A 14,935-nucleotide genomic window follows, 5' to 3' on the forward strand; every position below is an offset into this window, starting at 1 on the left:
CTTATCTCAGCGAGAACTTCATTGAATCGTGGCCATAAGCATCAGGCAACGCGCGGCTGATACTACGGGCGATGTCTTCGAGGTCTTGGATAACCGCCGATGTCGGCGCATATTCAAAAATCGATTGTTTGGAGGCGGTGGCTTCGGGTACCGCTTCATCTCGGTGAACGCGTCCCAACAAGGCGGCACCTAAGCGCTGTTCGTAAAACTCGACACAATCTCGATTAAGGCGACTGCGAATATAGACTTGGTTGATCACATATAGCGCACGTTGGGCGATCTCCGGGCCGAGGTAATTTTCTTGTTGTACCAGCGGTAATGTTGCTGCGGAGCAACCATCAGCCAGCATCACGACAATGCCCAATCCAGACATACGCTTGACCGCCTCTAAACCTGAGCTTGGGCCAGACGGCAGATCCACTAGCGTGATACAGCCAGGTTGATGCAGCAACGAGCCAAGTCGTAGTTCCAGAAAATCCGGCTCCTGCCGCAGTAGCGAGTTAAAGCCTTCACGCTGTGCACGCGTTGCCTGACCATACGGCAACAACCCCACGCCACTTGGTGTTTCGATTATATGCTCGCGCCAGTCGCTATTATGTTGCGACTGCGCCACAACGCCGCGATGTTCCCCCACTGCTAAGCCCATGTGTAGGCGCAAGGTGTTTTGTACATCCAGATCCAACACCACCACTTGATGGCCTAGACGCTGTAGGGCAAATGCCAAATTAGCCGTCAAGGTCGTACGACCCACGCCGCCTTTAGGTGAGGTTAAATATACGAGGTTCATCGAGTGGCCTTCTTGAGAATACTGCTAAGTCCGCCTGCGGGACTGGTGGTTGAGGGGGTGGTTTCAGGCGCTACGCTTGCTGCTGCCACAGAGGTAGTCACAGCGGGTTGCGCTTTAACCGCTGCGGTTGGCGCTGCTGCCCATGCAACAGGCTGGCTGGCTTTAGGTTGCTCTGCACCATGCAGTAACTCGTTCAACAATGCCCATGACGAAGTCGTGGTAACGGCTTTTTCGTTAAATGTCTGAAAGTTTAGTTCTTCCTGAGAAATCTTCGACGTTAACGCCGCGATATCGTCATAGCTGTTCATTGAATCAAGCGCCCTAAGTTCACGCCATCCATAGCGATATAGAAAAGTTACGTCTCATCAAAATCGTAACCAAAATCCATAGTGTCAAATTTCTGACGCTACATTATAGAACGTATATTAAACAATTCTTGTGTTCTGTAAACGCCTATTTTCAATATCGATATACTTTTTTAACCAAACTGGTTAACCAGTGAACAGATTGACGGCTTAGTTCTAATATTGGTAATTAAGTAACTTTTTTGACGGGAAAATACAGCAAGAGACGTGAAGCCAATGATAGATAACGCAATAATGCGGCAAGTGGTTGCTGGATATAGCGTTGATCAATTTGAGCTTTTTCGATGAGTTTTAAGTTCAAGTTACTGATTATAAACCTATACTGTGATCACTTGGTTTACTTATCCTAGGACGTAATGATGCCGCCACAACCGATAGATGCCATCACCACGCAACTGCAGAAGGTGTTGATTGGAAAACCTCGGGTCGTCAAATTAGCCCTCACCTGTATTCTAGCGCGCGGCCATCTGCTGATTGAGGACCTACCCGGCATGGGTAAAACCAGCCTGTCGCAAGCATTGGCGCAAACCCTTGGCATGAGCCATCAACGCATTCAGTTCACTAGCGATATGCTGCCCGCCGATATTCTTGGCGTATCCATTTTTGATAAGCAGCAGGCGGAGTTTGTGTTCCATCCGGGCCCCATTTTTCGCCAGATGATTTTGGCCGACGAGATTAACCGCGCCAGTCCTAAAACCCAAAGTGCGCTACTCGAGGCGATGGCGGAACAACAGATCACCGTCGATGGCGTGACGCACCACCTGCCTAAACCATTTTTTGTGATTGCCACGCAAAACCCTACTGAACAATCTGGCACCTTTCCCCTGCCCGAATCGCAACTCGATCGCTTTATGATGCGGCTATCGATCGGTTATCCGTCAGAAGAAGCGGAACTCGCCATGCTAAAGGGCGAAACTATTAAAACCCTGCCGCAATGTATCGACCCAATAAGCTTGAGTGAGATGCAGCAACAGTGTGATGCGGTGACCGCCTCCGATGCACTGCTCAATTATCTGCTGGCACTGATCAACGCTTCGCGCCAATTGACCGAGGGTTACGGTTTGTCTCCCAGAGCCACTAAGGCATTGTTAGCCGCCGCCAAAGCGTGGGCATTTTTGGATGGGCGCCATTATCTAGTACCGGAAGATGTGCAAGCGGTATTTACCCCTGTGGCTGAACACCGTATTCGTCAAACCAGTCAAGCCCAAGGCCAGCAGCTGTCAGCCAAGTTGCTGGCGGCGGTGAATCCGATTCGGTGATCTTATGCCCGTGATGCTGAAACAGTGGTTCAACCGGTGGCTTAGCCATCGAATTCCCGCGGCGGAACAACAAACCTTGAGTCATCGCAGTATCTTTATTCTGCCGAGTGGCTTTGGCGTGTTGTGGCTTATGCTGGTGGTGCTGCTGTTTCTGTTTGGTACTAACTACCAAAATAACCTCGTCATCGGCATGGCGTTGCTGCTCGCCAGTATCTTCATTAGCACCATTTTGCACAGCTACCGAAATCTCGCCGGACTCACCGTTGTCTCGGCGGGATCGGCACATACCTATGCCGGACAGCAACTGTCTATTCCCGTGAAACTCAGTGCCGCTCGGCCGCTGTATCAATTGCAGTTGTCATTTCAGATAGAAAACCCGCTACGGGTTGCCGAAGTGACCTTAGAGCCGCAACAGCGGGTGGTGGCGCTGCAAACCCAACAGCGCGGACGACTAGACCCTGGTCGTTTACGGATTGAGTCGCGCTACCCACTGGGGCTGTGTCGCGTCTGGTCTTGGCTCGATCTCAACACCCTGCATATCGTGTTTCCGGCCCACCAGCAGGGGCAACAATCCCTCCGCCGCTTGGATGATGATATTGGCAGTACGGGCAAGCAGTTAGCAGGTGTCGAAGAATACGCCGGACTACGTAACTACATTCCCGGCGAATCACTCAAACAGGTCGCGTGGAAACAATGGGCGCAGGAGCGTGGCATGCTCTCCAAAGAGTTCACTACGCCCGCGGGGGAACCTGTCTGGCTCACACTGGCGGCCAATCTCAACGCGCAACAACTCGAGCAGCAATTGTCGTTACTCAGTTATCAAATTGATGAACTTGCCAAACAACCCAATCAGTATTGGGGGCTAGCGTTGGGCTCAATGCGTATTGCCCCCAACCAAGGGCAAACACATCGGCTGCAATGTTTAACCGCGCTGGCGTGTTATCAGCAGGAGCGCCTATGAGCGAAGCGCACGATAACATCAGCCGCCACACGCTCTCCTGGTTGCTTTGCTGCAATATCGCGGTGCTACTGCCGCTCGTCGACAAAGCGGCGGTGGCCACGCTGGGGATTTGTGGCATCTGCTTTGTGTGGCGTATCGGTATCTACTTTGGCCGCGTGGCCAAACCGCCACGTTGGCTAGTCACCACCTTAGCGATTGCCGCTGGTTCCACCTTGCTATTAGTAAGCCGTGAGATTGGTATGCTCAACGCGCTGATCAATTTGCTGATCTTAGGCTACGCCCTTAAATACATTGAGATGCGCGAACGGCGCGATATTCTTGCTATCGTGCTGGCGGGGTATTTTCTGATTGCCCTCGCCTTTATTGATAAGCAAGGCATTAGCGATGCATTATTGAGTCTATTGGTGTGCGCCATCAATACCGCCACGTTATTGAGTGTGTATCGGGGACAGCAAGCGTGGCTGCTGCAAGGTCGTCAGGCGCTAATATTAATGCTGCAAAGTATGCCCTTGGCGGTTGCGTTGTTTGTGATTTTGCCGCGATTGTCACCGCTGTGGTTAGTGCCACAAAGTAAAAGCGCCACGACGGGCTTATCGGATCAACTGCGGATTGGCGATATTACGCAACTCACCCGCTCACAAGCGATCGCCTTTCGTGTAACCTTTGATGGTAAACCGCCCGCAGCGCCACAGCTCTATTGGCGCGCCATGGTTTTGAGTGACTATGATGGCCGCACGTGGCAACAAGCCGCCGATGTACGCGACATCAACTGGTATCGCCCGTATGCGATTAAAGAGGCGCTGGCTCCTCCTGCCAGCAACAGTTTAACTTATACCGTCATTGCCGAGCGCAGTAGCCAACGTTGGCTATTTGCCTTAGACCGCGCCACTAGTAACACGCGCACAGTGAAAAATTTGCCTGATTATCGCCTCGTCTCACTGAAACCGGTCGAGCAACAATTTCAGTATCAGGTACGGAGCCGACTCGACGCAGCGCTTGATGATCCGTTGTCAGCCAGTGATCGCCGAGAAAATTTGGCGGTACTTAACGATCGAAATCCGCAAACGCTTGCGCTGGCACAACGGCTGGCAGCGCAGTATCCAAATCCGCGTCAGCGCCTGACGGCGATGATGCAACTGTTTAACCAGCAGCCGTTTTACTACACCTTATCGCCGCCCGCGCTGGGACAAAATCAGCTCGATGATTTTCTATTTAGCTCGCGCCAAGGTTTCTGCGTACATTACGCCAGCGCCTTCACCATGTTGGCACGAGCTTCTGGCCTACCTGCACGTATTGTGGCGGGCTATCAAGGGGGGATCTATAACGCCAGCGCCGGTTATATGTCGGTCTATCAATATATGGCACATGCATGGAGTGAAGTATGGCTCGACGGCCAAGGTTGGGTACGTTATGACCCAACCGCTATGATTGCCCCCGAACGTATTGAGCAAGGCTTTGACAGCCTATTTAGTCCAGAGGAAAGCTATTTAGCAGATGCCAGCTTCAGTGCCATTCGCAACAGCAGTTGGTTTAACGCACTGCGGCAGCAGTTTGCCAATCTCGATTACTACTGGACGGTATGGGTGCTGGGCTTTGACGAACAGCGTCAACAACAGCTGCTAGCAAAACTGCTGGGTGAAGTCACACCGCTACGCATTGCACTGTTTCTCATTACAGTAATCTCCATCGTGCTGCTGGTGATTGCTTGGTCGACCGGCTTGCTACGATTACCAAGCCGCCTGTCTATCGTTGACCGCCAGTTCAATGCCGTGGCTAAGGCCAGTGCCAAGATGGGCGTTAAGCGCGAGTTGGCCATGGGGCCAATGGACTTTACCGCACGACTACAACAACACTGGCCCCAGTACCACCAGCAGTTACAGCAGTGGAATAACGGTTACCTACAGTTGAAATATCAAAACCTTGCAACAAATAAATTGAAGGCAATAACAAAAGAATTTACCAATAAAAGCAAAGAGATTGTTAAAATCATTTCGCGTAATCCACCTAAATGAATCGTCACCAATTCGATTTTATTGAAAGCAATAACCGCTGTTTTTTACCACAGCGATAACTGGTACTTAGTGCGGTTGCACATTACAATCGCGTTATTAGCCAAGCAAGGCGCCATAGCATCAGGACACTATCGTCGTAACTATGTTTAAACTTATTCAGTCCAACAAAATGGAACTGCTGTCGGCCACCCTCGCCGATCAGTTAAGTGAGCCGCTATCCGGCCAATCGCCCCTCGCTATCGAGCAGATTTTGGTACAAAGCCCCGGCATGTCCACTTGGTTGCGACTCGAAATTGCCAAACATAACGGCATTGCTGCTGGAGTGGAGTTTCCGCTGCCGTCGAGTTTTATCTGGGAGCTCTGCCACGCTCTGCTGCCCAACGTGCCTAAGGAAAACGCCTTTACCAAGGCGGCGATGACATGGAAGCTGCTAAGCTTGCTGCCGAGCTTAATCGACCAACCGCTGTACGCGCCGTTAAAACGTTATCTAGATAGCCATTCCAGCCAACCGGAACTCAAGCGCTATCAACTCGCGGCGCGTATCGCCGATATCTTCGACCAATACTTGGTGTATCGCCCAGACTGGATTGCCGCATGGGAAGCCAATGAAGCGCCGTTCGCCCTCAGTGACGAGCAAGCTTGGCAACCAGCGTTATGGCGAGAACTGGTGGCGTTTAACCGCCAACTGGGCCAAAGCGCCTACCACCGAGCGAATCTGCATGAAGCGCTGGTGGCTATCCTTGAAGATGACACTAAGGCCTTGCCACAGCTGCCAGCACGCTTGTTTGTTTTTGGTATCTCTTCCATACCACCGCAAACGTTGAGTGTGCTGCAAGCATTGGGGCATCGCATTCCGGTGACAGTATTAAGCCTCAGCCCCTGTCAGCACTATTGGGGCGATATTGTTAACCCCAAAGCACGGGCGCGCATCAATCTTGCTTATGGTGCCAAACGGCAACTGCCAGAGAACTGGCAAAAAGATCTGGTTGTTGGCAATCCGCTGCTGGCAAACAACGGCAAACTCGGCCGTGAACTGCTGGATTTGATGTTGGAATTGCCACCTGAAGCGATTGAATTGGGTGATGATCTGTTTTATCCCAACGGGGACGCCACCCTGCTGCAAGGCATTCAGCAAGACATTTTAGAGATGGAAACCCGCGGCCAGTTGCTCGGGCCAGACAGTGAGTTGTATTTAAGCCTCGATGGCCGCCGCGTGCTCACTGATGATGACCAATCACTGCTGTTGCGTAGCTGCCATTCGCCACTGCGTGAAGTGGAAACCCTGCACGATCATCTGCTGTGGATGTTATCGAACCATCCAGAGCTAGAGGCCAAAGACATTGTGGTGATGCTACCGGATGTTGCCGCCTACGCCCCCTATATCGATGCGGTGTTCTCTCGGCGCGATGGCCAATATTATCTGCCTTATGCCATTGCTGACCGTGGCGCCAGCCAAGAGTCACCACTGATCAGCGCCTTTTTAGCATTGCTAGATATCCATCGCAGCCGTTTTGCGCTCACCGATATTCTCGCCATTTTAGAAGTGCCCGCAACGCTCAAGCGTTTTGGCTTAGATAGTGACGAGCTCGCGCTAGTACGCCAATGGCTTGACCGCGCGGGAGTGCGTTGGGGCCGCAGCGCCCAAAGCCGAACCCAGCAACAACTGCCCGCCTTTGAACAGAACTCATGGGCGGCAGGATTGAAACGGTTAATCTTGGGCTACGCGCTTGAAGATGATGCCGAGCTGTTCCACGGCCAATTGGCCGTGCCCGGCGTAGAAGGCCAAAATGCACAGGCGCTGGGTAAACTATTCAATTTTATTGAAAGCATTGATGAGATAAGCCAGCAATTGGCCGAACCCGCAACGATTGATATTCGCGTACAGCAACTCAGCCAATTATGTGCAGACTTCTATGACGCTGAAGATGAGCGCGACACGCAAGCTTTGATGACCATCAACAGCACGATCGCCAAACTTGAGTCAGAATTATTCACAGCAGGATTTGTTGAGCCACTCGACAACACAATTTTACAGCAATGGTTTAGCAGCCAGTTGGAAGAGTCACGCGTGGGGCAGCGCTATCTCGCTGGTGCCATTAACTTCTGTACCTTGATGCCGATGCGTTCAATTCCCTTCAAAGTTGTCTGCCTGTTAGGGATGAATGACGGCCTCTATCCGCGCGTGCAGCATCCCGTCGGCTTTGATTTGATGGCGCAACGTTTACCACGCAAAGGCGACCGTTCGCGCCGCTTAGATGACCGCTATCTATTTTTAGAAGCGCTGTTGTCAGCGAGGCAGCAGCTATACATCAGCTATGTTGGCCGTTCACAACGAGACAACAGCCCGCGCAATCCGTCGATGCTTATCGCCGAGCTATTAGAATACTGCCAACTGACCTGTGTGCCAGCCGCGTTGCTGCCGCAGTTCGACATCAGCGCACGCCTTGATGGTGAACAACTGGCCACCTTAGAACAGGCGATTAACGCCCGCTTGATCAAACAGCAGCCGTTACAACCGTTTGACGTCAGTCTGTATCAGCCAGAACTTCTTAGCAGCAACGCGTTACCACTAACGCCGTCATTTTCGCCACAATGGTGCCCTACGCCATTGCAGCAAGCGCGACCTGAATTTATGGACGGCGCGCCACTCTCGCTTGCCGATACCGAAGTCAGCGACGACAATGACATCATCGAGCTACAGGCGTTGGTGCGTTTTTATCGCAATCCAGCCCAGTATTTCTTCAACCGCAGCTTGAAGCTGGATTTGAGTCTGTCACTCAATGCGGATGATAACGATGAGCCATTTAAACCCGATGCATTTCAACGCTATCAGCTGCAATCGCTGATGCTGTTTGATGCTTTGGAACACGACGGCATCCTTGATGTGGAACTGAGCCAAAAACTCAAAGCCAGCGGCCGTTTACCCAACGCACCGTTTGATGAACTGACATTAAATGAATACCGCCGTGACATCGCGCCAATCCTCGAACGCAGTTTGTATCTGCGTGGTGATTCGCAAAAGAAACTCCTGATTGATGTGCCATTGAGTGATCTCAAGCTGCGCCTACAAGGTCACTTAGACAACGTTGCAGGTAAAGGCTTAGTCGACCTACGCCCCGGCCGCGCCAAAGGCCGCGATATTATCCGTCTGTATCTACGCCATCTCGCTATGAACGCAATGGGCGTGCAGCGTCACAGCTACCTGCTCGATATGCATGACTTCCACGCATTTGCACCGCTGCTGCCCGAGCAAGCAGTGCAGCAGTTGACGCAATGGCTACAGCGGTTTATTCAAGGCCAGCAGCAGCCATTAATGCTGCCGCCCAACACCGCGCTGGCCTACGCCCAAAGTAGCGCAGAAGATCATGCAGGCCGCTTGAACGATGCACAAAGCACTTGGCAAGGCGGCATGTATCCCGGTGAAGGTAGCGAGCCCCATTGGCAGCGTTGTTTCACCTTTCCCGATGATTTTGACGAGGCTAACTTCGGCACGCCGACATTAACGCTGCTCACGCCGCTCGTGGGCTTATACCATCAAGGCAAACTCAAAGAGCTGGCAGATTACGTTAGCCACGGCGGCGCAGAAGGAGCAAACGCATGAGCAAAGAGATAGAACTTGGCAATATGCAGCCCCGTGCAGCCAACCAACCCGCCGCAGCCAGCACTCGCCCAACGCCGCAACTGCTGGAGCCGATGACGTTACCCCTCAGTGGCGCTCGGCTGATTGAAGCCAGCGCCGGCACAGGCAAGACCTACACCATCTCCGGCTTGTATCTGCGGTTATTGCTGGGCGTGGGTTGCACCCCATTGACCTGTGAGCAAATTCTCGTCGTCACCTTTACCAACGCCGCGACCGAAGAGCTGCGCGATCGTATTCGTGGCCGTATTCGCCAAGCCTATCGCGCTTGTTTAGGTTTACCGGAGAACGATCCGTTTATTAACGCGTTGCTCGCAGAACTTAATAGCGAGCAGCGCCGTGATGCGTTGACTCGGCTCGACTTAGCGCTGAAATCGCTCGACGAAGCGGCGATCTTTACCATTCACGGCTTCTGCCAGCGCATTCTGAGCGATCTCGCGTTTGAATCCAGCCTACTGTTTGAAGCGGAATTTAGCCTAGATGACAGTGAATACCTGCACCACGCCGTGCGCGATTTTTGGCGCGAGCACTGTTATCCACTCAACGGCTTAATGGCGCAGATCATCTACAGCAAGTTTAAAGAGCCACAGGAGCTACAAGGAAAACTGCGCGCCCTGCTTGGTAATAACAACGCCATTGCCAAACCGCAGCCGCTGCCTTTCGCGCAGCTTTCCGAACGTTTAGCCCCAACGATTACCCGCTTAAAGCAGCAATGGCCGGCGGCGCGTCAAGGGTTGTTAGAATTACTCTTTAGTTTGTCGCTAAACGGCACCCGTTACGGCAAACAGGCCGAAGGTTATCCCAAGCTGGTAAGCGCCTTTGAAAGCATGGACAGTTGGGTGCAATCTAGCCGCCCCATTCCTCCAGAAGACGCCTTAGATAAACTGTCGCTGGCCAAACTCAGTCTCAATAAAAACAGTGCGCCGGCGCCCACGCCTGAACAAGCACCGCTGCTGGCGCTGATTGACGAGATTAATAGCCAGCTGAGCGGCGTCGAGCCAGCCTTTTTATATCTGGCACGAGAGAATATTCGCCGCCGCTTCGCTGAGCAAAAAACACAACGTAACGTGCTGACGCCAGACGATCTGCTGTCTACCCTCGCCACCGCACTGGGTTATCAAGCAGACGATGACGCCAGCATCAGCGCGGGACAGCTACTGGCGCAAGAGATCGCTAAACGTTTTCCCATGGCATTGATTGACGAATTCCAAGACACCGATCCGCTGCAATTCGCCATTTTCTCCAGCATCTATCAGCAAGCGTTGCCGCTAACCGCTGCTGATGCCAATGACGATGCTAGTGCTGTTGAGCCCACCGCCAACCAAGGCCGCGGTTTATTGATGATCGGCGACCCCAAGCAGGCCATTTACGCCTTTCGCGGCGGCGATATTCATACCTATCTAGCCGCCAAACACACCACCCAAGGGCAATACACCCTCGGTACTAACTATCGCTCTAGCGCCGATATGGTTGCCGCGGTCAATACCCTGTTTGGGCAACATGCGGCGCCGTTTGCCGGGGAAGATATTCCGTTTGAACAGGTGGCCGTGCCCGACGCCGCCAAGCAAAAACAGTTGGTTAGTGCGGGTAACCAGCATGCGCTACAACTGCGGTTGCTGGCCGAAGACCCACAGCACGGCTTGAATAAAGAAACGGCACGCGCATTACTGGCAGAAGACGCGGCGGAGCAAATTCTTGGCTTATTGCAGCAAGATAGCCAAATCGTCAGTAAAGACGGCCAAAAACGCCTGCTCGCCAAAGACATTGCCGTGCTGGTGCGGGATCACTTTGAAGCCGCCGCCATGAAGCAATCACTGGCGAAACGCCATATTGGCGCGGTATTTATCAGTCGTGACAGCGTGTTTAACACCGTTGAAGCACACGAATTAGCCTTGCTGCTGCACGCGTTAATCAATGCTCGTGATGAGTTTGCCCTGCGCAGTGCCATGGCGACTAATTTGCTCGGTTTGAGTGTGGGAGATATCCATCAATTCAACTTGCAAGAAGAGATGCGCGCCCTGTGGCTCACGCAGTTTGAGCGCTGGCAACAGCTGTGGCTCAGCCGTGGCATCATGCCCGCCATTATGCAACTGGCCGCAGATACAGAGCTGATCCAACGGATGTTGGCGGAAGACAACGGCGAGCGTCGCCTCACCGACCTGCGCCATCTGGCCGAACTTCTGCAACAAAAATCCGCGGAGCTGGATGGCCCAGCGGCATTGCTGTATTGGTTTGAGCAACAGTTATTAGAAGCACAGAACGGCGAAGAGCAACAGCTGCGATTGGAGAGCGAACAAAACTTGGTGCAAATTGTCACCATTCATAAAAGTAAGGGGCTGGAATATCCAGTCTGTTTCGTGCCGTTTGTCAGCGTTAATAACAATAGTCGTACGCCCGATCCACTGCTGTACCACAGTAATAACCAACTGATTTGGTCATTAGATAAAAGTGACGATGCCAAAGCACAACAGCAACAAGAGCAATTAGCCGAAGATCTACGTTTGCTGTACGTCGCGCTCACACGGCCGGTGTATCGCTGTTATCTGTCGTTAGCAAACTTTTCACGCGTGCTCAAAAAAGGCATTACCAGCCATCTGCCCGAAAGCGCCATTGGCTATCTCCTCGGCTTTAGCAGCAGCGATGTTGACTTTGCCGCCATGCAGCAACAGTTGGCCCCGTTAGCCTCGAAGATCATTAGTCTTGAGACCATCACGCCGCAGTATTCCGGCAACTTAACCGACAGTGATGCGCCCCAAGCGCCATTAGCGCCGCTGAACTTAACCCTGCCCGAGCGACAAAACTGGCGGGTAGGCAGTTACAGCGGTTTAGTAAAACAAGCGGGCCACGGCGGCAGCCATGCCGTACTCAGTGACGAACAGCCGCCGCAAACACCGGGCATGGATGATGAAATTGACGATCCGCTGTTCATGCAACAGCCGGAGCCAGAGCAACTGCCGGAGCCGCGTTTTCTATTTGAAAAAGGCGCCAATGCGGGGTCGTTTATGCACCAAGTGTTGGAAGACCTCGACTTTGATGCCGCCGATAAAGCCGCAGCGTTGAGCGACGTGCTACCTAACGCCATGCGCCAATACGGCATTAATGACGCCGAACAACCGATACTGCTGGAATGGTATCAACACATTTTGGCAGCGCCATTTGGTGAGCGCGATGCGGGATTAACACTAGGCGGACTAAGCCAGCAGCAAATCATTGCCGAGATGGAATTTTACCTGCCTGTTGCCCAACTCGATTGCCACGCGCTCAATCAACTACTGGCGCAATATGGCTACCAAAGCGATCTTAATTTTGAGCTGCTGCGCGGCATGCTTAAAGGCTTTATCGATTTAACGTTTAACTTCAACGGCCGCTGGTATATCGCCGACTATAAGTCGAACCATTTAGGCAATCAGTTTGACGATTATCACGGCGATAATCTTGAGCAAGCGATGCTGAGCCACCGCTACGATCTGCAATATCTGCTGTATACCTTGGCACTGCATCGCCATCTGCGCCGCCGTTTGCCGAACTATCAATATCAACATGATTTTGGCGGCTGTTATTACCTGTTCCTGCGCGGCATGTCGCCTGATTATCCGCAAGCGGGTATTTATTATGACCGGCCACCACAAGCGTTAATTGACGCGCTGGATCTGTTATTTTCTGGCCGTTTGACAGCCGACGACAACGCGCCAATTAAGCCACAAACGCTCGATACTGCGCCAGCCAACGGCGGACAACTGGATTTGGGATTATTTTAATGGACACACTCAGCACCAATATCGAGCTACAGTGCTCACATCCGTTGCCGCAGCTGTTAAAACTGGCCGAGCAACAAGGCGCTCTCACCGCATTAGATCGCCACTTTGCGCTGCAACTGAGTGACTTAGTCAGCGAAACTGAACCGCTGCTATTACTGCTGTTGACCTTGCTGTCGAAGCAACTCTCTAGCCAGCACAGTTGCTTACCGCTGGCGCACATCGACGCCAGCAATCCGCTCGGGTTAAGACCGTTAACCGCGGCGCAGCTGCAAAACGGTGCAGCACCAGTTAGCTGCCAGTTAATCAGTCAGCACGAATTAGCCACTGAGCTAAGCCAGCGGTTAGCGCAATCCGCGTTGGTGTGGCAACCACAAGCTGGCGAGCTGGACGACGCGCACAGTCGGCCATTGGTGCTACAAGAACAGCGCTTGTATCTGCGTCGCTACTGGCGCTACGAACAACAAGTTGCCAATAAATTGTTGACGCTTGCCAGCGATAACCAGATAGCGCAGCGCTTGGATAGCGAACCGGCGCTTGCCGCCCAAATGAGTCAGTTACTCAGCACGCTGTTTCAACAACAAAGCGCTGCGATCGATTGGCAAAAAGTCGCCGCCGCCATCAGCCTAACGCGGCGCTTGTCGATCATTACTGGCGGCCCCGGCACCGGTAAAACCACCACGGTTACCAAAGTGTTGTTGTCGTTATTGCAACTGCAACCCGAGCTGCACGTGCGTTTGGTGGCGCCCACAGGTAAAGCCGCCGCCCGACTCAGCGAATCCATCAAAGGCTCCAAAGCGCGCTTACAAGCAGAACTCGCTAGCAGCGCACCAGCGTTGCAAGCCGCGCTAAGATCGATCCCTGAAGAAGCCGCTACGATTCATCGCTTATTAGGGGTGATCCCCGATGATTCGCGTTTTCGTCATCATCACGATAACCCGCTGCTGCTCGATTTATTGATTGTTGATGAAGCGTCAATGGTGGATTTGCCGCTGATGGCCAAGTTACTCGATGCCCTGCCCGATAACGCCCAACTGATTTTGCTGGGTGACCAAGATCAGTTGGCCTCGGTAGAAGCCGGTGCCGTACTGGCCGATATCTGCCATGGTTTACGGGTGGATGATACTTGGCAGATGCAATACTCCGCCAAGCAAGCCGCGCGCTTAACTGCTTTGTGTGGCATGCCACTGTCACAAGGTACCCGCCAAGACGCACTGGGCGACAGCTTATGTATGCTGCGCCATAGCCACCGCTTTAAAGGCGATGCGGGTATTGGCCTGTTAGCCAACGCAGTAAACCAAGGTGATGTGGCGGCAGTCCGCCAAGTTTGGCGCCAGCAATATGCCGAGCTGGCGTGGTTTGAACAGCAAAGTGACAGCAGTAACGAGCGCGCATTGCTGCAACATTGTGTGGCGCAGTATCGCCCCTACCTTGAGCTAGCCGCCAACAACGCAGAGCCACAGCAAGTGCTGCAAGCATTCAATCAATTTCGTATTTTGTGCGCCATGCGTTCAGGTGAATATGGCGTAGACGGCATCAACATCGCGGTGCTCCGTCAACTCAGCCAAGCTCAGCTGATTGAACCGCGGCAAGAGTTCTACCGTGGTCGGCCCATCATCATCCGCAATAACGACTACAACTTGGGTTTGTTTAATGGCGATATCGGCATTGTGTTGCACGATAACCAAACAGGGCGCTTGATGGCATGGTTTGAACGCGCCGACGGTAGCATGATGAAAGTATTACCCGCACGCTTACCAAGCCACGATACCTGCTTTGCGATGACGGTACATAAAAGCCAAGGCAGTGAGTTTGATGCGGTAACGCTGGTATTGCCACCTAACCCGCGTGGACCACAAGTACAGTTGCTGTGCCGCGAATTGCTCTACACTGGCATTACTCGCGCCAAGCTGCACTTTAGCTGTAGCGGCCGTCCGTCAGTATTTAATTTAGCGGTGACGCAACTCACCCGTCGCGCCTCTGGGCTTGCGAGCCGTTTGTGGTCGCTAGGGGCTGTTGACCCACTTGCTTAGTTCAATGGTGGCGGCTCGTTCAAACCTGCCTAATTTGAACAAAACTCAAACATGAAAGACCAACAGTCGCTCGGAAACAACAAAGCGTTGTTAACACCGCAGGTTAATGCGCCGACAATTTAGCCA

The 14,935-nt window shown here is 52.7% G+C and carries 8 protein-coding genes; 6 read left to right on the forward strand and 2 right to left on the reverse strand.

Annotation, left to right across the window (positions count from 1 at the left end; translation table 11 throughout):
- Position 1: 1 nt before the first annotated feature.
- Both bcsQ and ACN0TT_RS02980 read right to left on the reverse strand, forming a co-directional pair.
- Positions 2-787, reverse strand: coding sequence for a cellulose biosynthesis protein BcsQ (gene bcsQ, locus ACN0TT_RS02975; protein ID WP_417760656.1), 786 nt, complete (start codon positions 785-787; stop codon positions 2-4).
- Positions 784-1,095: a hypothetical protein gene (locus ACN0TT_RS02980; RefSeq protein WP_417760657.1), complete on the reverse strand. Its 312-nt coding sequence runs from the start codon at positions 1,093-1,095 to the stop codon at positions 784-786. The genes bcsQ and ACN0TT_RS02980 overlap by 4 nt, the downstream gene beginning before the upstream one ends.
- A gap of 416 nt (positions 1,096-1,511) precedes the next feature.
- Here ACN0TT_RS02980 and ACN0TT_RS02985 point away from each other — a divergent pair, with 416 nt between their 5' ends.
- The 6 genes from ACN0TT_RS02985 to recD all read left to right on the forward strand — a co-directional run bounded on the left by ACN0TT_RS02985 (position 1,512) and on the right by recD (position 14,809).
- On the forward strand, positions 1,512-2,411 hold the full coding sequence (locus ACN0TT_RS02985; RefSeq protein WP_417760759.1) for an AAA family ATPase: 900 nt from the start codon (positions 1,512-1,514) through the stop codon (positions 2,409-2,411).
- 4 nt (positions 2,412-2,415) lie between these two features.
- Positions 2,416-3,372 (forward strand): DUF58 domain-containing protein, encoded by a 957-nt coding sequence (locus tag ACN0TT_RS02990; RefSeq protein WP_417760658.1) that lies wholly within the window; start codon positions 2,416-2,418, stop codon positions 3,370-3,372.
- Positions 3,369-5,384 carry a transglutaminaseTgpA domain-containing protein gene (locus ACN0TT_RS02995; protein WP_417760659.1) on the forward strand — a complete coding sequence of 672 codons (2,016 nt, stop codon included), beginning with the start codon at positions 3,369-3,371 and terminating at the stop codon, positions 5,382-5,384. The genes ACN0TT_RS02990 and ACN0TT_RS02995 overlap by 4 nt, the downstream gene beginning before the upstream one ends.
- A gap of 142 nt (positions 5,385-5,526) precedes the next feature.
- The gene (recC, locus tag ACN0TT_RS03000) at positions 5,527-8,985 is read left to right on the forward strand and encodes an exodeoxyribonuclease V subunit gamma (protein ID WP_417760660.1); all 3,459 of its coding nucleotides are present in this window, start codon (positions 5,527-5,529) and stop codon (positions 8,983-8,985) included.
- Positions 8,982-12,779 (forward strand): exodeoxyribonuclease V subunit beta, encoded by a 3,798-nt coding sequence (recB, locus tag ACN0TT_RS03005; protein WP_417760661.1) that lies wholly within the window; start codon positions 8,982-8,984, stop codon positions 12,777-12,779. The genes recC and recB overlap by 4 nt, the downstream gene beginning before the upstream one ends.
- Positions 12,779-14,809: an exodeoxyribonuclease V subunit alpha gene (recD, locus tag ACN0TT_RS03010; RefSeq protein ID WP_417760662.1), complete on the forward strand. Its 2,031-nt coding sequence runs from the start codon at positions 12,779-12,781 to the stop codon at positions 14,807-14,809. Before recB ends, recD begins: the two co-directional genes overlap by 1 nt.
- Positions 14,810-14,935: the final 126 nt, after the last annotated feature.

Source organism: Shewanella sp. (assembly GCF_048265805.1).
GTDB lineage: Bacteria > Pseudomonadota > Gammaproteobacteria > Enterobacterales > Shewanellaceae > Shewanella.

What these genes read in the sequence shown, in the direction of transcription:
- ACN0TT_RS02990 (WP_417760658.1), top strand. Translation starts at nt 2,416, where the DNA reads ATGCCCGTGATGCTGAAACAGTGGTTCAACCGGTGGCTTAGCCATCGA.
- ACN0TT_RS02980 (WP_417760657.1), bottom strand. Translation starts at nt 1,095, where the DNA reads ATGAACAGCTATGACGATATCGCGGCGTTAACGTCGAAGATTTCTCAG.
- recD (WP_417760662.1), top strand. Translation starts at nt 12,779, where the DNA reads ATGGACACACTCAGCACCAATATCGAGCTACAGTGCTCACATCCGTTG.
- bcsQ (WP_417760656.1), bottom strand. Translation starts at nt 787, where the DNA reads ATGAACCTCGTATATTTAACCTCACCTAAAGGCGGCGTGGGTCGTACG.
- recB (WP_417760661.1), top strand. Translation starts at nt 8,982, where the DNA reads ATGAGCAAAGAGATAGAACTTGGCAATATGCAGCCCCGTGCAGCCAAC.
- recC (WP_417760660.1), top strand. Translation starts at nt 5,527, where the DNA reads ATGTTTAAACTTATTCAGTCCAACAAAATGGAACTGCTGTCGGCCACC.
- ACN0TT_RS02985 (WP_417760759.1), top strand. Translation starts at nt 1,512, where the DNA reads ATGCCGCCACAACCGATAGATGCCATCACCACGCAACTGCAGAAGGTG.
- ACN0TT_RS02995 (WP_417760659.1), top strand. Translation starts at nt 3,369, where the DNA reads ATGAGCGAAGCGCACGATAACATCAGCCGCCACACGCTCTCCTGGTTG.